This window comes from Psychrobacter sp. PSi21 (assembly GCF_054960615.1).
Genome location: NZ_JBHNYR010000002.1, coordinates 72,274 through 96,903, shown reverse-complemented (window position 1 = coordinate 96,903; position 24,630 = coordinate 72,274). Strand labels below are relative to the sequence as shown.

The following is a 24,630-nucleotide window of genomic DNA, read 5'->3' as shown; positions in this document are numbered from 1 at the left end:
TAGCAGCCACTGACCTGCTTGTCAATTGCTAAAACCACAAAAGCGACTAAAAATATTGAAATGTCAACTTTTATCGGTAATATGTTTAATAAAATCAGTGCTTTGGGGTGAAAATATTTTATTTTTATGGTTAGATTGGCAAAATGTCGGCTCGGCTGCATCCGTTTTATTCTATTAGCGCAGTATACTTTTAAGGTAATTAGTATGCTGGTACAGTCAGTCGTATATCAGGACAGCATCAGCATCAATTGCACTTATCCTATTGTCTGCGCTATCGTGATGGTCAGTTACGCTGATGTAAAAGCCGTATAAATACCTTATAAACACAGCCAAGATATACGGCTTTATGCGGTGAGACTAAATAGACTCCCGCTTATGGACCACGTTTTCTTCCTCGTAAATTTGATACACCACGTCTAATAACGTGGTTAGTAATGCGGATTTGTCAAAGTGTCTGACATTCATAATCACAGGTGAAGTCAACAGGCCGTCCTCGAAAGGGAGGTACCCCACCTCTTTTTCCCGTAGGTGCTCAAGCGATTTGGGCACAATCGTAATGCCAACGCCTGCCGCGACCAAACCTAATGCCACATGCAGCTCACTAACCTCGGAAAACGACGTCAGCTCAATATTGCGCGCTTCAAATAATCCCAAAATATAATCAATAAAGCTGGGTCTGGGCGTCTTTGGATACAGTTGTAAGTTTTCATTGACCAAGTCTGCAATGCCAACCGCGCCGCGCTGCTGCATCAGGGAATGATCTAAAGGCACCGCGACCACCAAACTCTCTTCTCGTAGCACGATGCGCCTGACAGAGGCGTCATCGAATAGCAACCTACCAAAGCCCACATCGATGGTGCCATTGGTCAACGCTTGTGTTTGCTGCCACGAGTTCAGCTCATGCAGCTTGATTTGGATGTTGGGATAGACTTTACGAAAACGGGCAATCACCCGAGGCAATGTGCCGTAGAGTACAGAGGCCACAAAGCCAATGGATATGGAGCCATCAAAGCTCGCCTGACGCATGGTCATTTTTTGCAAGTTATCAGACTTTCTGATGATTTGTAGCGCATGTTCATAAAAGAAGATGCCCGCTTCGGTTAGCTTTAATGGCCGCTGGTCACGGTCGATCAGTACCACGCCCAGCTCTTCCTCTAACTGTTTGATCTGGCGGCTGAGCGGTGGCTGTGAGATATATAAGCGCTCTGCCGCTTTGTTAAAGCTTCTCTCTTCTGCCACCGCAATAAAATAGCGCAAGTGTCTGAGTTCCATATGATGCTCCTTTAAGGTTTTTCATTATTGTGCGATGACAACCAGTTGACGAGGTTGTTTAATCGTCTCCTTTGTCTAGTATACCTAAAAGGTATCAAATTGCATTATATTAGGTCTTAGACAAAATGAATCACAAATCCTATAGTAAATAACGTATTTAAGGGATTAATGACACAGGATAACCATAAAAATGATCCGTTCCATTCAAACATTACTGGTTCCGATACCGACGATTAGAACGCATAAATTGGCGTGCACGGTGATGAAAGAGCAAACATTAGTTCTTGTTCATATTCGGACAGAAGATGGTTATGACGGCTGGGGAGAAGCCACAACAATCGGTGGTTTGAACTATGCCGAAGAAAGCCCGCACAGCATCAAAACCAATATTGATACCTACTTCACACCCCTGCTGATTAAAGAAGCGCCCGCCTCAACTGCCAAAGCCATGCAGCTGCTAAACAAACACATCAGCGGCAATCGCTTTGCCAAATGCGCGATAGAAACCGCACTGCTTGATATCGAAGGCAAGCGTTTGGGCGTGCCTGTGAGTGAACTTTTGGGCGGGCGTGTTCGTGATGAGCTCGGTGTTGCATGGACACTGGCCAGTGGTAATACCGACAAAGACATCGCTGAAGCCAAACAGATGATTGAGCAAAAAAAGCACCGTATTTTTAAGCTAAAAATCGGCGGCAACCCGATTGATCAAGACCTTGCTCATGTCTTAGCGATCAAACAAGCGCTACCTGACTGCCGTATTACCGTTGATGTGAACCAAGCATGGACAGAGCTTGAGGCCATTAAAGGCATCAAACGCTTGCAAGCGGGCGATATTGATTTGATTGAGCAGCCCATCTCCATGCGTAACAAAGCAGGGTTAAAACGCTTAAAAGACACCTTTGATGTGGCCATCATGGCAGATGAGATCGTCCAAGACCCACAGAATGCCTTTCATCTGGCAGCGGAGCACTGCGCTGATGTGTTCGCGGTCAAAATCAACCAATCGGGCGGACTCAAGGCAGGCTGCCTGATCGGGCAGTTGGCGCAGTTGGCAGGCATTGATTTGTATGGCGGCACCATGCTTGAGGGCCCGATCGGCACCGCGGCGTCTGCGCATGTGTTCTCAACCTTCCCAAGCCTGAACTTTGATACCGAATTGTTTGGCCCGCTGTTACTGACCGACGATATTTTGGTGCAGCCACTCGACTACCAAAACTTTAATTTGACCGTACCGACCGCAGCAGGACTCGGTATCGAGGTAGACCAAGACAAGGTGTACCACTACGCTAAACAGCAGCAGGCATAAGACAGATAACGCCCACGTCCTTATCGCATCATCAGATAAGGCGCCGGCATTGATGAGAATGATGCAACACACTCAAGAATAAGGAGAGAGTTATGTTATACCACGTACGTATGGACGTCCTGATACCTACAGATATGGACGCTGACAAAGTCGCTGAGCTAAAGGCGACGGAAAAAGCGCTGTCGCAAGAGCTACAGAATCAAGGTAAATGGCGACATATCTGGCGTCTGGCAGGCGAGTATTCGAATTTTAGTATCTTTGATGTCGAGAGTAACGAAGAGCTGCATGACATCATGATGTCACTGCCCCTCTACCCGTACATGAACGTCCAAGTGACACCACTACTGCGTCACCCCTCATCAGTGCGTAGTGATGACAGCTAAATAGTGACCGCCAGATGAGGTAGTCCGAGTCGTTAGTCCGAACCATAATTTAGTTCGAATGAACGTTAAGCAATATCGCAGAACCCTAGAAAATTTTGAATAGTCCTCAACAAGGAGAGAGACATGGAACACAAAAAAATTGAAGCATTGGCCGAAAAATTCGTCAAAGGCAAAATCGACTTTCCTGAGCAAGTCAACCCGCGCGTGCAAGAGATCACCTTGCGTCTGGTCGGTGATTTGATGAAAGCCATCAATGATCTACATATCACCGCTGATGAATACTGGAGCGGCGTCGCTTATATTGGTGACTTGGGTAAAGAGGCAGGATTGCTATCGCCCGGTCTGGGACTCGATCACTTCATGGATTTGATGATTGAAGAAGACATGAAAGAGGCGGGATTAGAAGGCGGTACATTACGAACCATCGAAGGCCCATTGTACGTGGCAGGCGCGCCTGAAAGCACAGGCTTTGCACGCCTAGATGACGGCACCGACGACAAAGAAAGCACCGTACTGTTTATGCAAGGTACCGTTTATGATGACGCTGGCAAACCACTGCCTAACGCCAAAGTAGAAGTGTGGCATGCCAACAGCCTTGGCAACTATTCTTTCTTTGATGAGTCGCAGTCTGAGTTTAACCTACGCCGCACCATTATCACAGACGAAAACGGCCAGTACAGCTTTCGCAGCATCGTCCCACTCGGCTACTCGGTGCCCCCTGAAGGCATGACGCAAAAAGTACTGGGTGCGCTTGGTCGCCATGGTAACAGACCTGCCCACGTGCATTTCTTTGTGAGCGCGGATGGTATACGCAAACTGACCACACAGATTAATATCGATGGTGACGAGTACCTATGGGATGACTTTGCATTTGCCAGCCGTGAAGGCTTGGTGCCCGAGCTGACCATGATCGAAGATGCGGACAAACTGGCTGAAAAAGGACTGGATAAGCCTTACGCTTCGATTGATTTTGACTTTCATCTGCTAAAAGACACTCAGCCTGAAGTACAAGGCAGCGATGTGGATCGCCGCCGCGCCCAAGGCTAAGGGTTAACGGCAATACCCATGACCATTAAAAGCGTCTGGTCGGCAAAAGCCAAACGCTTTTAATATCGCTACCCTTCACGATTGAGTGCTACTTAATCGGGCTACTCGTACTTTATCCCGCCTAAACATGCCTTTATGCATTGGCAACTCAGCCCACTCGTTATGACACCTTTTTTCTACCTCACTTACAGACAAGGACGTTTTATGAAAACCGTATTGAATAAGGTTGTTTCATTATCCGCATTGATGGCTTTGAGCTTACCATTTATCGCCCATGCCTCTGACTCGCAATATGTCCCTGGTCTTGAAGGTATCAAGGGCAGTGTCTACCGCCACCGGGCGTGTATCATCGTGTTTATTTGGCCAATTATAGCGCAGATGAGAACGAGGCTGCGCCTCCAGGCAGTGACGTTGATGTGACCGCTTTGATCAATCGCGTTTTGTGGGTCACGCCGCAAAAGATTTTGGGTGGTGATCTCTTATTCGACGCCAACATTCCCATCGTAAAGACCGATATTGAGATCAAAGGTCAGGTACAGGACGATCGCACGGGACTGGCTAATATTTATGCTGGTAGTTATCTGACGTGGCACGGCGATCGTTGGGATACGATTGCGGGTGCAGGCTGGTACTTTGGTGACAGCGGTGATGCTGAAGTCAGAAGAATTGCCAGTCCTGCAAAAGATTATGACTCTTTGTCGTTCACCTTAGGCGGTAACGTCAAGCTGAACAAAGCCGCTGATATTGATTTTAGTGCGTTAGGGACGTATGAGATTCCTCAAGAAGATGGCTTTGATGAAGAGCTGATGATTGAGTGGGGTCTGAGCAAAAGCTTTGGCATGCTTGACGTGGGTCTGGTCGGTTATAATACCTTTGAGACAGGCGCAGGTAATGAAAAACGCAACGCGGTCGGTATATCAACCGCTTACTTCTCACCAGATCTATTGCTCGGCGGTGACGTTGGCGTCTATAAGGAATACTCGAACGAAAATACCTTTGAGGGTAACCTTATCAGAGGCTCATTGACCAAAGTGTTTTAAGACTGTTGATATGGGATGAAAGTTGCGTTGATCGCATTTAGCAAGTGCCCAAGCTCTGCTGGCAATCTGTTCTTTTTACATGCAACCCCCTTGACGGTCAGCCAAGGGGGTTTTATTGCCTTACTCACTACTCACTACTCACTATGTTATTTAACCCAGCACCGCCATTTCCTGCTGACTAAAAAACGAAGCGCCGTCTGGTAGCTCTGGCAATCGAAGGGTGTTTGCCGTCATGCGTACCTTACCGCTTAGCGCCCCACTGACCAGTATTCTCTCATGTCTACTGGGTAGCGGGTTTGGGGATAGTGCGTGTGCGTCTTCTGCGTTATAAACAGAGATAAATAAATATCTGGGCAAGTCACTATGATTCGGCCCTGATGAATGCAGTAACCTACTGTGCATAAAGCAAATAGACCCCGCTTTGCCAATACAGGGCACAAATTGTTGGCACTTCTCTGCTTCTATGTCATCACTCACCTTACCGACAAACTTTCCATTGTTCCAATGGGAAAACAGCTCACCTTTATGGCTGCCGGGTACAACCAGCAATGGGCCGTTGTCCATCGTCACCTCACCAATCATCAGCAGTGCCGTGAGCATGTCATCATTGGTATGCGGCGTAAATGGAAAGTCCTGATGCCATTTAACCGTGGTCGAGGTGTTGGGTAGCTTGGCGTTGATCTTGCTGTGGTGAAAGCAGGTACCCTGCCCGCCTATGAGCGCACTCGCCATCTCAGACATCGTGGATTTGAGCGCCATATCGGCAAAGGCCTCAGATATTTCCGTCGGTGAGGTGACCCGTCTTAAAGATGGGTTTTTGGCACTATGGTCTTTTGGATCGATATCAAACCGTGCTCTACCATCGAACGTTGACCCCCACGCTTCGCTGTGTCCTTTACTGTCATCCACCCAAGCCTGTATTTGCTTTAGTAATTCAGCGAGCGCCTTGGGGTCAATGGCATCGTCGACCACCAAATAGCCATCATCATGATACTGCTGGATTTGTTTGCTGGTTAACATATGCCGCCCCTTCCCTTCTTGTGTCTTGTTTGACCATCACGGTTTGGCTATCAGTTCATGACCTTGTCGATATCAGCTTGGCTCGGTACGGTTAGGCCATAAACGCTCAGGATTTTTTCTAAGTCGCCAGAGGCTTTCATTTGCTCGATGCCGTCTGAGATGATTTGATAGGTTTCGGTATCGCCTTTTTTGACACCCACACCGCCGACAATAGGCGCTATCTCTTGGGTTGAGGTGATTTTGACGCGGTCACCGAGCTTATCAGCGGCAGCTTGCATCACCGCGGCATCATCATACTGAATATCGACCGCTCTTGATAATAAGGCTTGAGAGGTTTGCGGTGAGGTTTCGTATTCACGAATTTCGATAGCGCCTTGGTTTTGTTCCACACATTTGGCTGATATTTTCCCCAGCTGATTGACAAACTCTGTCCCTTTCATCGCCCCTACTTTTTGACCACACAAGTCATCAGCACCTTGTGGTGCCATGTCTGAGTCGCCGCGCACCAATAGTGAGATGTCGGTTTTGTAATACGGAATCATATCAATCTGCGCCAAGCGATCTTTGGTGATGTACATTGATGAGTACAGCACATCAAACTTGTCTCCTTTTAACCCAGGAATCAGGTTTGCCCAGCGGGTATCTTCCCATTTTGGTGTGATCTCACCGTTGATCTCGGCGACTTTGGCCATAATTTCCACATCTACCCCGCCTGGATTGCCCTGCTCGTCCAGATACTCGTAAGGAGGAAAGGTCATATCAGACCCTACGGTAAACACGCGCTTTTCAGACCCTGCCTCGGCACTGGCGCTATCGGTAGTAGCAGCGCTGCTCTCTTGACTGCTGACAGGCGCTTCGCTCGAACAGGCATTTAATACCAAGCCTGCCGCAGCAGAAAGTAACATCAGTTTTAATGGCTTCATCGTAGTCATTCCTAGTGGGTTTTTGAGGGTAAACAACGCTATCAAAGGCGCTGACAACATCTTTATTGCTTAGCTCAGTTATACTAAATACGAGCTATTAAAAGCAATTTTGAAAAACCTACCCACTACTACTGCAAATCCTATTTAAAAAAATCGCTTTGTTTTCAATGCGCTGTGTATAGTAATTATTTTACATACTTACGATACATACTAAGGTGATTTATGAGCGATTTAAAAAATGACATGCAAAACCATGAGGCGCGGACGCGTATGGATCTTGCGGCTTGTTTTCGTTGGTTTGCACGGTTAAATATGCATGAGGCGGTTGCCAATCATTTTAGTGCGTCGGTATCTGAAGATGGCAGTCAGTTTTTGATCAATCCCAAATGGCAACATTTCTCCACCATCAAGGCGAGTGATTTGATCTTGTTAGATAGCAATAATCCTGACAGTGAGCTGTTGGCAAAAATTGACCCCACTGCATGGGCCATACACAGCCAAATCCATCTCTTGCGCCCAGATATCACATGCGTGCTGCATTTGCATCCGATTTATACCACTACCATCTCGACGCTAAAAGATCCGACCATCAAACCGATTGACCAAAACACGGCGCGTTATTTTAATCGGGTGACCTACGACACCTGCTATCAAGGTATGGCGGATACGCATGCAGAAGGCAAAAGACTTGCCAGCCTGCTTAATAACCACAGTCGTCTGCTGATGGGCAATCATGGGGTGCTGATCGGCTCGCACAGCATCGGTGTGGCGTTTGATGACATGTACACCATTGAGCGCGCCTGCCAAGTGCTCACAACCGCTTACGCGACCAATCAGCCATTGCGCCTTATCCCCGATGACGTCGCAGAAAAGACGGCTCAAGACTGGGAGTCTATTGAGGACTTTAGCGAAGCACATTTAGAAGAGATTAAAAGGCTACTGCTGATACAAGAGCCTGATTTTATTGAATAATTTTTAATCTATTTTTAGTAAAACTCTATTTGTCCAGCCCATCCATACTTGTCTGATAAAAAATACAATGCTAAAGAAAAAGCCCTTATATACGATGATATAAGGGCTTTTTTAGCGACTCTAATTAATATAAAAACTGATCTATGAAAATCAGTCATTACTTTTAATTGATATTTTGTACAAACTGATTAAAGCGCTCGTTGGTACTGTTTCTAAGCGCCTCAGGTGATCCTTGCTCAACAATATGACCCCCTTCCATGAAGATAACACGGTCGGAAATATCAAAAGCAAAGCTCATTTCGTGCGTGACAATAATCATGGTCAGCCCTTCTTTGGCAAGCTGCTCCATTACTTTTAATACTTCGCTGACTAACTCAGGATCTAAGGCAGACGTTGGTTCATCAAACAAGATAATAGAAGGTTCCATCGCGAGCGCACGGGCAATCGCTACCCGCTGCTGCTGACCACCTGAGAGCTGATGCGGGTATTTTTTTGCATGGGCCTTCATACCGACTTTGTCTAGCATCGCAATTGCGGTCAGCTGATTGATGCCTTTGTCATACACCTTGTGGTACTGAGGTGCCAGCATGATATTTTCTAAAACAGTCTTATGCGGGAACAAATTAAAATTCTGAAATACCATGCCGATATTTATAATTTGTTCTCTAAAGGGCTTGGATTTATCGGTTAGAACAGTATCTTTTAAAAACGGATTACCCATTAAATTAACCGTGCCTTTATTAAGCGCTTCCAAGCTGTTTAAGGTACGAATAAAGGTGGTTTTCCCTGAGCCTGATGGGCCAATGATAGACACCACCTCACCCCATTTTACCTTTAAATCGATACCTTTGAGCACATGATGCTCACCATAGGATTTGTGAATATTGATAGCCTCAAGCGCGTAGTCGCCTTTTCGTTCTGAATTAATGTCTTTGTAATTATTCAGTGATTTATTGGCGCTGATATTACCGACCAACTCGCCTTCTTTTAAGATACCGGGCTTGCGTTGCGTGATATCGATAAATTTCTCAAAGCGCTGAATCAAAAAGCCAAAAACAGTGACAATCAAAATGTAGTAAAACGCGACCGCCAGCATGGTCTCAAGCACCAAGAAGTTTTGGGCATACAAACGCTGTCCGACCAATAGGATCTCAGTCAAAGAGATCACCGATACCAGTGAGGTGAGTTTGACGATAACCACGAACTCATTGCTCAGTGTAGGCAGCGCGATTCTTAACGCTTGCGGCACCACGATCAGTCGCTGAATCCCCATTGGTTTGATACCTAACGCCTTGCCTGCCTCTATCTGCGCTTGATGAACTGAGCTCAAGCCGCCGCGATGAATCTCAGCGATATAGGCGGTCTCACATAAGGTTAAGGCAATCAGACCAGACATAAACGATGAAGACAGGATCACGCTGGTCTGTGGAAACACCTGCGGCATACTGTAGATAAAGATGAGGAGTACCAGTAAAGGGATACTGCGAAACAGCCATATATAGGCGCGGCTTAATAATGAGACGGGTTTGAGTTTGGATTTTTTGCCCAGTGCCATCACAAAGCCAAGGACGATGCCCAAAACCCATACCAACACGCTAAGTTCAATAACGGTCAAGGTGGCTTGCCAAAAATTCGTGTCTTTTAGCAAGCTAAAAGTATATGCCCAATCAAATCGCATAATCTGTCCTCTAAAATTCGTTAAGGAGTAAAGCTATAACAACGTCGCAACCAGCTGGTCTAAAAAGTGGCAACAAGCGTTTAATTGGCTAATAGCAATGTATTCGTTGGGTTTGTGGGCAACCTCGATAGAGCCTGGGCCACAAACCAAAATGGGCGAGTCAAAACATTGTTGGAACAAGCCTGCCTCTGTGCCAAAGGAGAGTTTGGTAGTGTTGGACTGTGGCAATAACGCCTGAATGCTTTTGACGGCTGGCTGCGTGTGATGGGTCATGAGTCCAGGGTACTGGTTGATGTCTTGCAGCTCATAACGACCGCTAGCATCTTTTGCCGCAAAATCTTTTAAGATCTGTGTTTGAATCGCGGCACTACTGTCTTCTGCGACATTGCGAATTTCATAATCGAGCTGGCACAGATTGGGCACGACATTTAACGCGGTACCGCCGTGAATCTTGCCCACATGAATGGTTGAATACGGAATGTCATAGCCTGTATCCTGATGCCCGTCTTTGGCAATCATCTGCTGACTGTCAATCAGGCTTTGTACAAAGGCACTAGCCGCGTGGATGGCATTGGCATAGTGTGGCGCTAGCGCAGAATGCCCCTCTGTACCGTGAAAGCTCACTTGAAACACGGCTTTGCCTTTATGACTGGTTGCCACGTCCATCAAGGTCGGCTCACCTATGATCACCACTCTGGGCGGTACAATTAAGCGGCTCAGCTGGGTTAAGATATGCCTAACCCCCACGCAGCCGATCTCTTCGTCATAGGACAGGCACAAATGCAGCGGATAGGTTAAGGGCATGCCCGCAGCCTTTTTCATCATGACCAGCGCGCAGGCAATAAAGCCTTTCATATCGGCACTGCCGCGACCATACACATGGTCGTTTTTAATAACGGCGGTAAACGGGTTGGTGTCCCAGTCTTGACCTTCGACAGGCACCACATCGGTATGCCCCGATAGCAACACGCCAGCGCTGTCTTTAGGGCCTGTGCTGATAAACAGGTTGGCTTTGTTCTGCGCGTCGTTATAGTTGGTGGTGATGTCGATATTGTCGTGGTCTAGATAGTGTTTGACGTAGTCGATCAGCGGTAGGTTGCTCTTATAAGAGGTGGTGTCAAACGAGATGAGCTGCTCTAACACGGCTAGGCATTCTGAGTGGTGTGGCATCCGCTGTCCTTATTCTTTTTGGTTCTTGATATGCGCTTCAGAAAAGTATGAAACGCTCATGCCGGGTATGTACTGATTGGAGATAAAGGCTTGGCAGCGACTACAAAACGCTTGCTGAGCATTGGTCAATGTGGCGTTTTTGGGCGTGGCAATGCCAATTTTCATCGGCCGTGTATCGCCAGATATCCTGACCATGACCAGTTTTTTGCCGTCGTTAGACAAGTTGGTTTTTGGACGGACGTTTAAGATGGTGTAGCCAATGTTGTTCCCCACCATGGAGCGAATCACATCGACATACTTACAAGTGTCGATGATGTTGGGCTTTAGGTTTTTTTTGCGAAACAAAGACAAAAAGTAGTCATTACTGTAGGGCATATCGAGCAGGATCATCGGATATTCGGTCAGCTCTTCTAATGTCACCGCCTTGTGTTTGGCCAGTGGGTGCGTCTCAGCCAACAACACATACGGCGGTAAATCGGCCAATGGCGTAAAGTTAATGACATTCTCATCGATATGTAAGTCATAGAGTAAGGCCAGATCTAGTGTGTTGTTGGTCAGCTCTTGCACTAAATTGTGATGGTCATTGATCACTGCTTCCAACTCAATTTGCTTGTACAAGTTGGCAAACCCGTGGATGATCTCAGCATAAATAGACGGGGCAAATGCTGAAAAACAGCCGACCTTGATCTTGCCGCGCATGATCCCTGTGAAGTCAGCTGACATCGAGTACAGATCAGAGGACTGCGCCAAAATTACTTTACAGGCGTTCTTTACCTGCTCGCCAATTTCCGTCAACAACAAGCCTTTAGCATGTTGGCGAATGAACAGCTGAACATGCAGCTCTTCTTCCATATGCGCAATCGCCGCCGATATCGAGGGCGATGAAATATGGATTTTTTCCGACGCAATGATGATGCTGCCGCTTTCTGCGGTGGTGACGAAATATTCCATCTGGCGTAACGTAATTCGACTTAACACGATAGATCCTTTTGATAAATGGCAGTTTATAGGTCTCCAGGCACGCCGTAGCTTGGTGAAATGGTGGGATTTAAGGCGCGGACGATATAGTCGTCCAATTGTGGCTCATAGATGTGCCACAATTGCTGCAAGTCCTCTATGGGCGTGTCTGACCAGTCCACCCGTAGATCGACAATCGGCCATGTGGCTTTGTCTACCACCAGTAACCCTGCAGAGTGCACGTCCCCTTCTTCACCACCAGCGTGATAACCCGATACTAAGCTCTCAAGCAATCTGCTGGCAAGAGATCCCTCGCTTTGCTCAAACGCCATCAGCATTTTTTCAGGGACACTACGATTCGCTAACATATTGCCAGCACAGGCGGCATATCTACCTTGCGCCGTCGCGAACGTCCCTAGCGTATGCTCACCGCTAAACACAAACGGCGTATCAGTCACATTCAGCGCCATCAGCTGCCGATACTCGATAAACTCAGTGCTCTTGACCAGCTCATGACCGGCATCGGTCGGGGCGACGTTGTATTGCATCATCTCAAGCAAGATTTGCGATAAGTTAGGGTCAGTGATGTTTTGACTGGCAACCACGCCAACCCCTGCCTTGGCACGGATACATCTAGAAGCCACGGCGGGTGATGAAGAGCTGACTGCCGCGCCCAGCTGTCCTGTCTTTTTGCAGCGCGCAATAATAGAAAATGTCATCGTATATCCTTAGTCTAATTATGGATTTAAATCACAGCGGTCGCATCGATCTCAACCAGCCATTCAGGACGTGCCAGCGCAGAGACCACGATGCCTGTCGATACAGGATAGACGCCCTTGAGCCAGCGCCCGACCACACGGTAGACGTCTTCGCGGTATCTAGGGTCTATGATATAGATGGTGATTTTGCAGATGTCGGTCAGCTCACCGCCTGCCTCTTTGAGCAGCATGCTGATGTTGTGCATCGCTTGCTCGGTTTGGCCTTTGACATCACCCACGCACACGCTCTCACTGGTGTTTAAGTCTTGGCCGATCTGTCCGCGCAAAAACACGATACTGCCTTTGGCAACGACCGCTTGGCACAGATCATTGTCGATATTTTGCTCAGGGTAAGTCTCTTGGGTATTAAAGGTGCGAATACGGGTATGCTTTACGGGTGTCATGGTTGACCTCTTATCAGTCTTCATTAGGATGTGCTATCGCCTTACAAACAGTATGTCGCAAATCAAATTCAAGGCAAATTAGCATTTCCGTTGCAGTGATTAGGCTCAGCCATATCAGAGTGATTCGGTTTTTTTGAGGTAGCTATTCAGGACATACGATTGTCATTCTCGATACAGAAAAATTACTATGATTTGGGTGGATATGACCTTGATAGAAGACACAGCGATAGCGAGGCATATCTTCAAAAACGTGGGTATTCAACACATTAATTTTTATGCAGAGAGAATGGTCATATGGCAATCGATAATAAAAGTGTAGACACGCTGGTTGTGGGGTCAGGTCAGGCAGGTATTGCGATGAGCGAGCATTTGGGCCATCTCGGTATTGAACACGTCGTCTTAGAAAAAGACAGAATCGCTGAGGCTTGGCGCACGCGTCGTTGGGATTCGTTGGTTGCCAACGGCCCTTGCTGGCATGATAAATTTCCCAATATGGATTTTCCTCATGACCCAGACAGCTTTGTGCCGCATGGGGAGGTGGCTAAGTATTTTGAAAATTATGCCAAGATGATTGACGCACCGATTGAGACGGGCGTCGAAGTACAAAACATCGTCAAAAACAAGCACAAAAAAGGCTTTAGCGTCAGTACCAATAAGGGCACGCTGCTGGCGAACAATATCGTAGTCGCCACAGGGCCGTTTCAAAAACCCCTTATCCCCAAAATCGCCCCACAAGATACCAGCCTGTATCAAATACATTCAGATCACTATAAAAATCCCGAGCAGCTGCCTGAGGGTGCGGTGCTGATTGTCGGTGCTGGCTCGTCAGGGGTGCAAATCGCCTCAGAGCTCAACAGTGCAGGTAAAAAGGTATACTTATCCGTCGGCCCGCATGAGCGTCCGCCGCGCAAATACAGAGACAGAGACAATGTGTGGTGGCTGGGGGTTTTGGGCACATGGCATGAGACCACACCGCCGCAACGACCGATTAAAGGCTTTGCCGTAAGCGGTATGAATGGCGGACAGAGTGTTGATTTTAGAAAAATGGGACATGAGGGCATTCATCTGGTCGGCATGACCAAAGCATTCACTGACAGTACCGTGTCGTTTAATGATGATTTGGTAGACAATATCGTCAGTGCTGAACAAAGCTACTTGGACAATCTTGAAGAAATGGACCGATATATTGACAATAACGGTCTGGATTTGCCCAAAGAGCCTGAGGCCAAGGTGTTTATAGAAATGCCTGAGTGTATGACCGCGCCCATTGACGCGCTCGATTTTGAAAAAGACAACATCACCAGTATCATTTGGGCATCAGGCTTTGGCTATGATTATCACTGGCTCGATTTTGATATCTTTGCGGACAATGGCGCGCCCATACACAACAGAGGCATCACCAGTGAGCCGGGGCTTTATTTTGTTGGGTTGCCGTATTTATCGGGCAAAGGCTCTAGCTTTATCTGGGGCGTGTGGCATGACGCCAAGCGCATCGCCGAATATATCGACATCCAAAGACACTATCAGCGTTATCAAACTCCGGCTAATAGCCCCACAAAATCATAACACCTTTCGACATGATAGAGGCTGCTTGTCGGTGTCCCGCCAGCATACAGGCCGTCATGGTGGTTACTCTTGGGCTACTTACAGCGCTTAGCGAGCCGCCAACTGCTGAGTAAGTAGCGTCTCAATGTCTGACTTTAGTACCTGATCATCACTCTTATTGGCGCTGCGTTTTGCCTCTTGTAGATTTAAGATAGCAGCGTCAATCTGTCCCAGTTCCAGCTGTAGTACCGCCATCGAAAACGCGATAGAAGCCATGTGATCTTTGGCATTGATGGCGGTGGCTTTGGTGAGCGCTTTTTCATAGCCTGCGATGGCGTCAGCGCGCGATTCTGTAAAATCGGCTAACGTCTCCCACTGCTCGGGATGGTCTTTATCTGTGCCTTCGTTGGCGGTGCAGATGGTCTGCAGTACGGCATAATGGGCATCAAACGCCTCTTGGTCACCGCGGCGGTCAGCCTCTAACAGCTTTTCGGCCAAGCTATAGACAGACTTATATATTTTGGTATTGATCATAACCAGCTCCCCCTTCTCTACTGCGCGTGGTCAACAGCATAAAGGTATGTATTAATAAAGGTGATAACAGGGCTGCCATCATAGTGAATCGTGATAAAAATAGATACCACGCTTTGATCAAGATAATCACTTTTATGTGATAAAAAAATCATTCGTAAGTATTCGAAATTTTGTCATATCTGACGAGCCCTATTTTTTGGAAAAAATAGCTGACTGGCATAAGATATGAGGTATGATAAAGACTTTACCTTACTAGAGTTTATTAATTTTAAGAAATAAAGGTTTTCATCGGGAGCAAAGTACCATGAGCAAAGCGTTAGATGTTTATTCTGGCTTACTAGATTTATCAAGTCAGAATAATGGTTTTTACTACAAAGATTTCATACAAGATGATAGGATTTATAGAGTTTTTGATTACCATCTTGTTTCTTGGTCAGGGTTTCAGAAGCCTTATGCCAAACACTGCCGAGGTATTACGTACGATATAACAGCCCCAGAAAACCCAGTACTTGTATCACTGCCAATGGATAAGTTTTTTAATTATACCGAAGGAGGTATTGACCATAGCAATAGTGAGCTTCTTTTTTATATGGAAAAGCTCGATGGTAGTCTTGTCTCATCCTATCTTCATAATGGCAAACTGCAATTAAAAACCAAAAGCAGTCTGTTTAGTGACCAGGCAACCGCTGCCATGAACTGGCTTTCTTTGCCTGAAAATGCAGATTACTACAACTTTGTAGTGCTTACTACCGAGCGTAATCAAACCGTTAATTTTGAATGGGTATCACCAAATAACCGTATTGTTGTGCCCTATCAAGAAGAAAAACTCACGATAATCAATATTCGGGATATGAATACCTTTGAAACCTCTTATCCAACTGAGCACCCCTACTATGTGAAAAATGTGGTGCCAGAAGAGGCTAATATAGAAAAAGTTGTTCAGGCTACTTACGATAATAAGCAGGGTGAAGGCATCGTATTGGTGCTTAAATCAAGTGATGATACGATCTATCATGTCAAAGTCAAAACTCATTTGTACACTCAACTCCACGGATTGAACGATAGCATCAATAACCCAGCTAAGTTGGCAGAGCTGATTATTGATGGCAGTATTGATGATATGCGTCAGAAGTTTATCGGACAATCTGAAATCTTAAAAATTATTGATGCATCCGAATCGAAAGTTGTTCCCATTTATAATAATTTAATTAAGGAGACGGAAGCCTTTTATGATGAGTATAAACACCTAGATCGTAAGTCTTATGCGCAAAACGCACATGCTGAGCTAGGTAAAAAAATGGTCTTGGCAATGGGGTTATATCTTGGTGCAGAACCAAAATATAAAGAATTCAGTCTTAAAAATTTAAAATACATATATGATATATAGTAACTTTAAGATCGCAACGACTAGGCACCCTACTTGTTTGCCGCAAGGGTGCCCAGTCACCTATTAATCAAAAGCCTGCAAAAACGCATCATCTGGCATGAGTGGCTGCTGATCGGTTTGCGCCGTCACAATAAGCCCCTCACCCCATACAAACAGCATATCGGCCTTTTGCTGAGCCTGACTCTCTCCTACTTGTTCAAAGTGTTGTAGCAACCATTGCCTGACTTCACCTTTGTGCTGCTTGGCGATTTGATGTGGTACGCTGTCGGCTGATGAATACTCGGCGCAGGCATTGATAAACATGCAGCCATAAAAATCTGCTGATGCCGTCCATTGCCGCAAAAAAGACAAATAACACTGCACCACCTCGATTGAGGCACTGATTTGGCATTGATTAAAATGATCGGTCAACTGGCTCATAAACATCTGATGGCGATAGCCGAGCACTGCCTCGATCAAGCCTTCTTTGTTGCCAAAATGCGCATACAGCGTTCGCTTGGTTGTACCTGCCTGCTTGGCTAACAGCTCGACCCCGCTATCATGAAAGCCCTGCTGATAAAACAGCTCATAACTCTTTTTTAATATGATATCTCGCACTGACATGAGCGTCACTCCTGCTCTTTTAGTTCTACGGGAAAATAATCATGGTATCTAAGTATACTGTTCGGTATACTTAAGAATATATACCGAACAGTATATCATTTATGGTGCATTTTTAGGGTTGGTTAATAACAGGAGTAAACATGTCAGTATTTTTGAACCAGCACACGTTAAGCGGTCACACCAGTCAATGTCCCAAAAGACTGCCATTAGCCATGATAATGGTAGCATGGCTGGGTGGCACCATCGCAACGGCAACGCTGGCGCTATTGGGCAGCGGGATTGCCACGACAATGATCTTAGGCTCGTTTGGTGCCAGTTGCCTGCTGATCTTTGCTTACCCTGCGAGCCCTTTTGCCCAGCCTAGAAACGTCATCGGTGGGCACTTTGTCGCGACTTTGACAGGGCTAGTATTTATGACGCTATTTGGGGTGCATTGGTGGAGTATGGCGACAGCGGTCGGTACCGCCATTGCGCTCATGCTGCTATGTAGGATGCCGCACCCACCTGCGGGCTCCAATCCTTTAATTGTCATGCTGGGCGCCGTAAAGTGGAATTTTTTGATCACCCCTACCTTGCTTGGTGCTATCGTTTTGGTGCTGGTAGCGCTTGTTTACAACAACCTAGGTAAAGACAGACAATATCCAACCTATTGGTGGTAAAAGCCCGCTGTGAGTAAAGACATAGCAGGCTGGCAAGTATTGTCAATTATTCAAATAATCACCCAACCACGCCAAAAAATCATCGCTGGTTGTCGATACATTCAAACGCAGATGCGTTGAGGCGCGCGCATCTGGATAAAACAGTTGTCCGGGTGCCACCAGCCAGCCGTCTTTATAAGCATCTAACGCCAGCTGGCTGGTATCTTGCTGAGTATCTACCCACACAAACAGTCCCGCTTGCGTATGCTCAGGATAGACAAGGCCAATCTCTGGTAATGCGCGCCTCAGTCTTTGATGAGCACCATATAAGTGCTGGTGGACTTTTTTAATTTGCCTGCGATACTCGCCGTGTGTCCACAAATGATGAATCACGCGCTCACCAAATTCTGGCGTATTCATATTACTTAAGGTCTTGATACGCAGTACCTCATCAATGAAATCATCTGGGCAGACCAATAGGCCGACGCGCCAGCCTGAAGCCATCGATTTTGAAAACCCAGTGGCATAAAACACCCGCTCGAACTGATCAAGACTGCCATAACGTAGCACCTGACCACCCGGTACAAAAGCCGCGTATAAATCATCCTCAAAAATATACGCATCGTATTTATGAATGAGATTGAGCACTTGATGCGCACGCGCAGGATGCAGATTGTATGAGGTTGGGTTGTGTAGCACGCTATTGGTCAAATACAGCTTTGGATGATGCGTGGCAAACAGCTTTTGCATGTGCTCAATGTCAGGCCCTTGATGATCGCGCTGGACAGCGACGACATTCAGCCCTTGTTGTTGTAAGCAACTTGACAACCAAAACCAACCCGGCCCATCAACCACCACGGTATCACCGACATCAGTGAGCAGCTGCGCAACCATAGTGACCGCTTGCGATATACCTGCTGTGGTGATGACATTGTCCGCATGAGTTTGCATGCCCAAAGTATGCAACTGCTGAACCAATTGCTGGCGCAGGGGCAGATAGCCTTGCACCTCGCCATAGTCATAGATAAAGCCGTCTGCTTGCTGGGTGACCTGCCGTATCGCCCATTCCATCTTATCATTACGTACCCAATCTCTAGGTAAGGTGCCCACCCCTGGCGAACAGTGGTGCGGTATATTGCTAAATACTTGCTGCACCAGCCAGCGCGTATCGATCACCGGATACTTAGCAACCACTTTATTGTGCTTTGGTTCAGTTACCTTTGCCACCGCATTGACATAGTAACCCGAGCTGGGTTTGGCTGTTAATACATTGGTCGCTACCAGTTGCTCATAGGCCTGCACCACCGTAAAGCTGGATACTTCCAGAAGCGTTGCCAGCTTTCTGACGGAGGGGACGCGCTGATTGGGCAAATAAATTTGCCAGTCAATACGCTGCTGTAGCCACTCAGCGACAGCAGCGGTTTTGGTGAGATTGGGGTTTAGGGTATAGGTTTGAGCCATAATAAGCCACGCTTGTTGTTGTATATAAACAGACACACAGGTCAACTGTCACGGTAATATCGACTATACACTTTGTTCACTGTTAATAGAACTGTATCGGGTCTGTTATGGTCATTTGCACTATAGTTGAGTTCATTGATAACCGTTACAACCACACAATATGGTAACCAGATGAACATCACAACCGGCCTTGAGGGCAACATCTCCGCATTGGCAGTCTTCTTATTGATCAACTCCATCACCCCTGGGCCCAACAATTTAATGCTGCTGCATGGCAGTATCAAGCATGGGTTTTGGGCGTGTCGCTATCATCTATTAGGCATCACTACGGGCATTGCAGTGATGCTGGCACTGAGCTACTGGGGGATGGCGACATTAGTGGTCAGCTTTCCTACCATGATGTTGGCGATCAAGGTACTGGGCACGCTCTATCTGTTATGGCTTACCTATCATATGGCAAAAACGGACTTTACCGCGGTGGTCAGTGAGGCGATGCATGACGAGCAGGCAGCTGGAGCCGCCACCAGTAAAAAACGTATGGGCGAGTTGCCACTCAGCTTTGGACAGGCGTTGCTGTTTCAATGGCTCAACCCAAAGGCTTGGACGATGACGATGGTGGCACCCAGTTTGGCCATGTTTTATGCCAGTAACTCGTGGCTGCACAACCAGCTGCTACTGGTCATGTGTGCCGCCATCAACCTCTTGTCCATCAGCTGCTGGGCGGCAGGCGGTCACTGGTTGCGCGCACTGGTACATTTACCGCGCGTGATGCGGGGTATCCATACGCTAATTATTGTGATGACGCTATATTGCGCCGTCATGCTGTGGCGATAAGTGTCTCGTCCTTGCATATCCATGATTAGCCATACAACTGTTTTAAAAAGGCACGCTTATGACCATAAAAGAACGGATACTCGCCATCGCTATCGTCTTGATTTGGGGCGTTAACTTTGTGGTGATTCGCTGGGGCATTGAAGAGGTACACCCCGTCACCATGACCGCCCTGCGATTTTTATTAACGGCGCTGCCCATGATATTTTTTATTAAAAAACCTGATGTGGCAATGCGTTACGTTGCCACGTATGGCATGCTGTTTGGCGCAGGGGTCTGGGGTGTGGCAAATATAGCGATATTTTTGGGCACGCCAGCAGGCATGGCAGCGCTGTTATTACAGATGAGTCCGTTTTTGACCGTACTGGTCGCGGTTGCCGTTTTTAAAGAAACACTCAGCCCAAGACAAACGATGGGTATCGGGGTGGCTTTACTGGGATTTGCCGTCATCTGCTTGTTTAAGTCAGACCATCTAGACTATACAGGTATCGCTTTGATGCTGCTTGCGGCGCTATTTTGGACGATCTGTAATAGCATAATCAAGATGGCGAAGCCTAAGGCGGTTGTCAGCTTTACCGTCTGGTCGAGCCTGTTTGTTCCGATACCCATGTTGCTTTTATCATGGATATACGCGCTGTTTTTTAATGTTGAATTGACTACGTTGGTGCAACTGCCAAATATAAAAGGCTGGTTGTCTATACTCTTTCAAGCGTTTGTTGTCACTCTGTTTGGCTATGCGATCTGGACCCGCCTGATCAGTCAGCATGGCTTGACCACAGTCACCCCTTACTCCCTATTAGTACCGATCTCAGGCTTATTTTTTGGCTGGTGGTTCTATAATGAGAGACTCTCAATCAGTGAGCTCATCGGTTCAGGATTGGTATTGGTGGGGTTGATCTTGTTAACCGTGACTTTTTCTTATAGACGTAAACAGCCGCGAGGCGATGATGACGTGACTGGTGCAACACGTTAACATCAGCCATAGCTTTATTTGCTTGTATCACGATATAAGGTGGTTTTTGATTCTTCCCTAAAGTCTTCATAAGTGAGATCAGGATCATCACCTTGAGTGGTTGTACTGTTGCTGGCAGGTTGTTGCACATTGGCGCTGCCTGTCACCGCATCGCCACCAGCTGCGGTAGCGTTGCTTTCTTCTGTCCCTGAATTGCCCGTCGCGGTCTCAGATGTACCGTTGCTACTACCTTTATCTGCTGGCATTAACACAAAAAATGCCGCCGCACCGATCAAGCAACCGCACACCAGACCGATGATGAGCAGCTTCATACCGCCTTGCTTGGAGGTTTTTGGTTTTGCTACAGTATTGGGGACTGCAGGCGCGTCTACTTCGCTATCTTGAGCAACGTCGGTGTCTGTTTCGTCCGTCTCGTCTGACATAGTGGCATCAGCTGCTGGCGCCGCGCTCTCTGATGCTTGGTTGTCCTCACTACTGTCTTCACTGTCATCAAGGCTATTATCAAGCTCAAGCGACTCATCATCAGCCACATCGTCTGTATGGTGATCGGTGTGCGCTTGCTGCTCTTCACGCTCTTGCTGCTCAAAATCAGCAAATAAGCGCAGCTCTTCTTCCGTTAATGGCTCATAACCGCCGTCTCTGGCAAAAACATCTGTTGGTGCCTGATTGTCATTACTGTCATTTTTCTTATCTTGACTGCTATCTCCTTCAATCTGCTGCACACGCTTTAAAAAGCGCTGATATATGTCGCTATTGCGGTTCGGCCTACTCAGCCGCGCTTCTTGAGTACCTGCCGTGCCCTGTTGGTTATCAGCACTATCATTATTGTTTGAGTCGTTCATAAAGTACCAAGTCGTGTGTCATGGATAAGATAAGAAGTGGCGATAAAAAGTGCGTTATATTGCGTTATGATACACATACTCGTTACCTAAGCGTAGGAATAATATGCAGGGACAATATAATTGGCAAGTACGTGACCTTCAAGCAAAATTTGTATGGTCAACCATAAATCGTGCTTAAAATATGCACAAAATAGGCCAAGTGGACATTTTTTATGGATCTAAAGCAGCTTAATGCGTTTGTTGCGGTGGCCAATGCGCAAAGTTTTAGCGCCGCCGCTGATATCACAGGATTGTCGCAGCCCAGTCTCAGTCGGCAGCTCAAACAGCTTGAGGATGCCATGGGTGTGGTGCTGATTGATCGCTACCACAGACCACTACAGTTGACTGAGGCGGGCGGGTTTTTTTACGATAAAATAAGCACCATACTGACCGAGATTGACACCGTCACCAGTATGACCCAGCGCCTGTCTGCGCCCAGTAGCGCTTTAAATATTGGTTTTGTGCCGTCGGTACTCTATGGCCTGTTGCCTGAGATCATCGCGACCCTAAAGCAGCAGCATGATGATATCGAAGTCAACCTTAAAGATATCAGCTCTTATCAACAAATTGAAGCCTTAAAAACAGGCGAGATTGATATCGGTTTTGGCCGTTTTGCGCATCAAGACCCATGGGTTCAGCAAATACTACTGCGCCATGAGCGCTATGTTGCGGCGCTACCAAAAGCGCACCCACTGGCGTCGGTAAGCTATCAGCAGCTGCGAGATTTGGCAGGCAACCATTTGATTTTATACCATCAAACCCACTTGCCTGCCCAAATCATGGCACAAGCCCATGATGACACAGACAGCACTTCCCATCATGCCAGCTCAGCAACGCGTACCATCACTGAGCCGCTATTGTATTTGTTTGCGCAATACGGTGTGACGCCGTTAATGACTACTAAGGTCAGTGACTTGCAGGTGGCTTTGGGGTTGGTGGCGGCTGGTGAAGGCATCACGCTGGTCCCTGCCAGCCTACAAAGCGTACGTACGGAACAAATCAGCTACCAACGTTTGATTCATGAAAACGTGACCTCGCCTATTTATCTGCATACTTTAAAAGACATCGTACACCCGCGCGTGCCTGATTTGCTACAGGCCATTTATCAAGTCTATGAGCAGCGCGGTATCACCTATCGTCACCAGCAGTTTACCTAGGGCGTGTCTGCCAACCCGTCGATATGAGGCGGTAAAAAATATTATCGCTTACTCATCCGTTATGATACATTCGGTATCTATTTAGCCACCTGTTAAGACTTGGCTTTTGTGCGACTGTATGATATTAATCAGGCTTAGACTGATAAACAGTCCACACAACATAGCAGGTCATGGATGGCCTGTCTTTTTTATACCGAGGGAGTTATGAGTACACAACAAGCAAACACCGCTGATCGTGCAGACAAAGCACATCCTGACGCGCCAACTGCAGATGCAAATACGAACGCAGCAGCACCAGAAAATGAACGCTTTAACTGGCGTATCTTTGGCCCAGGTATTTTGATGGCGACTGCGGCTATTGGCGGCTCGCATCTGATTTCATCGACGCAGGCAGGTGCCATTTATGGCTGGCAGTTGGCAATCATGATTGTGCTCGCCAACGTCTTTAAATATCCGTTTTTTCGTTTTGCTACCGACTATGTTTATGACACAGGCGAGAGCTTGATTGCAGGCTACGCCAAACGCTCAAAGGTCTATCTTTGGGTATATTTTATCCTCTCTATCCTATCAGCGGTGATCAGTACGGGCGCGGTCTCGCTGATCGCGGCGGTGATTTTGGGCTTTATGCTTCCCGCCTCCCTTGGGCTATCGACGGTGGTTCTCTCTATGATCATCGTTGCAGTCTCTTGGTTCTTTTTGATCGCAGGTCACTATAAGCTGCTCGATGGCGTGACCAAGTGGATTATGATTGCGCTGACAACGGCAACTATCGCGGCGGTCGTCATCGCGGCAGGTAAGCCCACCGTGATGGCAGCAGACTTTATCGCGGTATCGCCTTGGAACTTAGCAACTTTGGGCTTTATCGTGGCGCTTATGGGCTGGATGCCAGCGCCACTTGAGTTTGCCGCCATCACCTCGATGTGGACGTCTGCCAAAGTCAAAACCGATCACACCACCCATAAGCAAGGCTTGTTAGATTTTAATGTCGGTTATGCCGTTTCAGCCATTTTGGCCTTGTTTTTTTTATCGCTAGGCGTGTTTGTCCAGTATGGTTCTGGTCAAGAGATTGAGCTGGTCGGCGGTGCGTATATCGGTCAGCTGATCAATATGTATACCGCCACCATCGGCGAATGGTCGCGATTATTAGTCGCCTTCGTCGCCTTTATGTGCATGTTTGGCACCACCATCACCTGTGCTGATGGCTATGGCCGTGCCAATGCGGAGTGCTGGCGTCTGCTCAAGGGCGAGCGCGAAATCAACAAAAAACAAATCGCCTTTTGGACAACCTATGCCATTGGCGGCGGGCTGGTTATCATCACCTTTTTTACTGGTAAATTAGGCGTGATGCTTAAGTTTGCCATGATATCAGCGTTTGTCTCCGCGCCTATCTTTGGCTGGCTTAACTACTCACTGGTCAAAAAGCATAAGAAATTGTCTGCGGGGATGAATGCCTTATCTATCGCAGGATTGATTTTCTTGGCAGGGTTTGGACTGCTGTTCTTGGCCAATTTGGCAGGTCTGTTTGCTTAGATCTGTTTGCTTGGGCTTAGGTTTTTTAAGCGCCGTTTAAATAAAGCCCTAATAGCTCAGCTATTGGGGCTTTTTGATGAGCGCTACCCAATCGATGACGTGATTGATGGATTGATAGTATGCACACTAATTGTAATTAAATGTAAAAATAAAAGCCCGT

At 47.1% G+C, this 24,630-nt stretch carries 25 protein-coding genes; 13 read left to right on the top strand and 12 right to left on the bottom strand.

Annotation, left to right across the window (positions count from 1 at the left end; translation table 11 throughout):
* Positions 1-357: 357 nt before the first annotated feature.
* Positions 358-1,272: a LysR family transcriptional regulator gene (locus ACFI32_RS02430; RefSeq protein WP_462624910.1), complete on the bottom strand. Its 915-nt coding sequence runs from the start codon at positions 1,270-1,272 to the stop codon at positions 358-360.
* Positions 1,273-1,462: 190 nt separating this feature from the next.
* Here ACFI32_RS02430 and ACFI32_RS02425 point away from each other — a divergent pair, with 190 nt between their 5' ends.
* The 5 genes from ACFI32_RS02425 (at position 1,463) to ACFI32_RS02405 (ending at position 5,048) form a co-directional block, all read left to right on the top strand.
* On the top strand, positions 1,463-2,578 hold the full coding sequence (locus tag ACFI32_RS02425; protein WP_462624909.1) for a muconate/chloromuconate family cycloisomerase: 1,116 nt from the start codon (positions 1,463-1,465) through the stop codon (positions 2,576-2,578).
* A 92-nt stretch (positions 2,579-2,670) separates the two neighbouring features.
* Complete coding sequence (catC, locus tag ACFI32_RS02420) at positions 2,671-2,961, top strand: muconolactone Delta-isomerase (protein ID WP_462624908.1); 291 nt, start codon at positions 2,671-2,673, stop codon at positions 2,959-2,961.
* 123 nt (positions 2,962-3,084) lie between these two features.
* The gene (gene catA, locus ACFI32_RS02415; RefSeq protein WP_462624907.1) at positions 3,085-4,008 is read left to right on the top strand and encodes a catechol 1,2-dioxygenase; all 924 of its coding nucleotides are present in this window, start codon (positions 3,085-3,087) and stop codon (positions 4,006-4,008) included.
* Between the two features lie 204 nt (positions 4,009-4,212).
* Complete coding sequence (locus tag ACFI32_RS02410) at positions 4,213-4,428, top strand: hypothetical protein (RefSeq protein WP_462624906.1); 216 nt, start codon at positions 4,213-4,215, stop codon at positions 4,426-4,428.
* Positions 4,425-5,048, top strand: coding sequence for a transporter (locus ACFI32_RS02405; protein WP_462624905.1), 624 nt, complete (start codon positions 4,425-4,427; stop codon positions 5,046-5,048). Before ACFI32_RS02410 ends, ACFI32_RS02405 begins: the two co-directional genes overlap by 4 nt.
* Positions 5,049-5,198: 150 nt before the next feature.
* Here ACFI32_RS02405 and ACFI32_RS02400 read toward each other — a convergent pair whose 3' ends face one another.
* On the bottom strand, positions 5,199-6,068 hold the full coding sequence (locus ACFI32_RS02400) for a phytanoyl-CoA dioxygenase family protein (RefSeq protein WP_462624904.1): 870 nt from the start codon (positions 6,066-6,068) through the stop codon (positions 5,199-5,201).
* Positions 6,069-6,118: 50 nt separating this feature from the next.
* A complete protein-coding gene (locus tag ACFI32_RS02395; RefSeq protein WP_462624903.1) occupies positions 6,119-6,991 on the bottom strand; it encodes a transporter substrate-binding domain-containing protein in 873 nt (290 codons plus the stop codon).
* A 222-nt stretch (positions 6,992-7,213) separates the two neighbouring features.
* Between ACFI32_RS02395 and ACFI32_RS02390 the strand changes: the two genes are divergently transcribed.
* Entirely contained in the window at positions 7,214-7,963 is a 750-nt protein-coding gene (locus tag ACFI32_RS02390) for a class II aldolase/adducin family protein (RefSeq protein ID WP_462624902.1), read from the top strand.
* A 163-nt stretch (positions 7,964-8,126) separates the two neighbouring features.
* Here the strand turns inward: ACFI32_RS02390 and ACFI32_RS02385 are convergent, their stop codons facing one another.
* The 5 genes from ACFI32_RS02385 to ACFI32_RS02365 are packed head-to-tail and all read right to left on the bottom strand — an operon-like array spanning position 8,127 to position 12,930.
* On the bottom strand, positions 8,127-9,641 hold the full coding sequence (locus ACFI32_RS02385) for an amino acid ABC transporter permease/ATP-binding protein (protein WP_462624901.1): 1,515 nt from the start codon (positions 9,639-9,641) through the stop codon (positions 8,127-8,129).
* A 33-nt stretch (positions 9,642-9,674) separates the two neighbouring features.
* Complete coding sequence (argE, locus tag ACFI32_RS02380) at positions 9,675-10,811, bottom strand: acetylornithine deacetylase (RefSeq protein ID WP_462624900.1); 1,137 nt, start codon at positions 10,809-10,811, stop codon at positions 9,675-9,677.
* A 9-nt stretch (positions 10,812-10,820) separates the two neighbouring features.
* Positions 10,821-11,789 carry a LysR family transcriptional regulator gene (locus tag ACFI32_RS02375; protein WP_462624899.1) on the bottom strand — a complete coding sequence of 323 codons (969 nt, stop codon included), beginning with the start codon at positions 11,787-11,789 and terminating at the stop codon, positions 10,821-10,823.
* Positions 11,790-11,815: 26 nt separating this feature from the next.
* On the bottom strand, positions 11,816-12,487 hold the full coding sequence (locus ACFI32_RS02370; RefSeq protein WP_462624898.1) for a DUF1028 domain-containing protein: 672 nt from the start codon (positions 12,485-12,487) through the stop codon (positions 11,816-11,818).
* Positions 12,488-12,513: 26 nt separating this feature from the next.
* Positions 12,514-12,930, bottom strand: a complete 417-nt coding sequence (locus ACFI32_RS02365; protein WP_462624897.1) for a RidA family protein — start codon at positions 12,928-12,930, stop codon at positions 12,514-12,516.
* A 294-nt stretch (positions 12,931-13,224) separates the two neighbouring features.
* Between ACFI32_RS02365 and ACFI32_RS02360 the strand changes: the two genes are divergently transcribed.
* The gene (locus ACFI32_RS02360) at positions 13,225-14,496 is read left to right on the top strand and encodes a flavin-containing monooxygenase (RefSeq protein WP_462624896.1); all 1,272 of its coding nucleotides are present in this window, start codon (positions 13,225-13,227) and stop codon (positions 14,494-14,496) included.
* 87 nt (positions 14,497-14,583) lie between these two features.
* Here the strand turns inward: ACFI32_RS02360 and ACFI32_RS02355 are convergent, their stop codons facing one another.
* Positions 14,584-15,009 carry a tetratricopeptide repeat protein gene (locus tag ACFI32_RS02355; protein ID WP_462624895.1) on the bottom strand — a complete coding sequence of 142 codons (426 nt, stop codon included), beginning with the start codon at positions 15,007-15,009 and terminating at the stop codon, positions 14,584-14,586.
* Positions 15,010-15,313: 304 nt separating this feature from the next.
* Here ACFI32_RS02355 and ACFI32_RS02350 point away from each other — a divergent pair, with 304 nt between their 5' ends.
* Entirely contained in the window at positions 15,314-16,396 is a 1,083-nt protein-coding gene (locus tag ACFI32_RS02350; RefSeq protein ID WP_462624894.1) for an RNA ligase, read from the top strand.
* 63 nt (positions 16,397-16,459) lie between these two features.
* Here ACFI32_RS02350 and ACFI32_RS02345 read toward each other — a convergent pair whose 3' ends face one another.
* On the bottom strand, positions 16,460-16,999 hold the full coding sequence (locus tag ACFI32_RS02345; RefSeq protein ID WP_462624893.1) for a TetR/AcrR family transcriptional regulator: 540 nt from the start codon (positions 16,997-16,999) through the stop codon (positions 16,460-16,462).
* Between the two features lie 140 nt (positions 17,000-17,139).
* Between ACFI32_RS02345 and ACFI32_RS02340 the strand changes: the two genes are divergently transcribed.
* Positions 17,140-17,658 (top strand): HPP family protein, encoded by a 519-nt coding sequence (locus ACFI32_RS02340; RefSeq protein ID WP_462624892.1) that lies wholly within the window; start codon positions 17,140-17,142, stop codon positions 17,656-17,658.
* A 42-nt stretch (positions 17,659-17,700) separates the two neighbouring features.
* On the opposite strand, the gene ACFI32_RS02335 is transcribed toward ACFI32_RS02340, so the two are convergent.
* A complete protein-coding gene (locus ACFI32_RS02335) occupies positions 17,701-19,098 on the bottom strand; it encodes an aminotransferase-like domain-containing protein (protein WP_462624891.1) in 1,398 nt (465 codons plus the stop codon).
* Positions 19,099-19,269: 171 nt separating this feature from the next.
* On the opposite strand from ACFI32_RS02335, the gene ACFI32_RS02330 reads away from it, so the two are divergent.
* Together ACFI32_RS02330 and ACFI32_RS02325 are read left to right on the top strand one after the other, a co-directional pair.
* Complete coding sequence (locus ACFI32_RS02330; protein ID WP_462624890.1) at positions 19,270-19,932, top strand: LysE family translocator; 663 nt, start codon at positions 19,270-19,272, stop codon at positions 19,930-19,932.
* Between the two features lie 58 nt (positions 19,933-19,990).
* Complete coding sequence (locus ACFI32_RS02325; protein ID WP_462624889.1) at positions 19,991-20,902, top strand: EamA family transporter; 912 nt, start codon at positions 19,991-19,993, stop codon at positions 20,900-20,902.
* Positions 20,903-20,916: 14 nt separating this feature from the next.
* On the opposite strand, the gene ACFI32_RS02320 is transcribed toward ACFI32_RS02325, so the two are convergent.
* Entirely contained in the window at positions 20,917-21,744 is an 828-nt protein-coding gene (locus ACFI32_RS02320; RefSeq protein WP_462624888.1) for a hypothetical protein, read from the bottom strand.
* Positions 21,745-21,956: 212 nt separating this feature from the next.
* Between ACFI32_RS02320 and ACFI32_RS02315 the strand changes: the two genes are divergently transcribed.
* Together ACFI32_RS02315 and ACFI32_RS02310 are read left to right on the top strand one after the other, a co-directional pair.
* Positions 21,957-22,940 carry a LysR family transcriptional regulator gene (locus tag ACFI32_RS02315; protein WP_462624887.1) on the top strand — a complete coding sequence of 328 codons (984 nt, stop codon included), beginning with the start codon at positions 21,957-21,959 and terminating at the stop codon, positions 22,938-22,940.
* Between the two features lie 342 nt (positions 22,941-23,282).
* Positions 23,283-24,470 (top strand): NRAMP family divalent metal transporter, encoded by a 1,188-nt coding sequence (locus tag ACFI32_RS02310; protein ID WP_462624994.1) that lies wholly within the window; start codon positions 23,283-23,285, stop codon positions 24,468-24,470.
* The last annotated feature ends 160 nt before the right edge of the window (positions 24,471-24,630 follow it).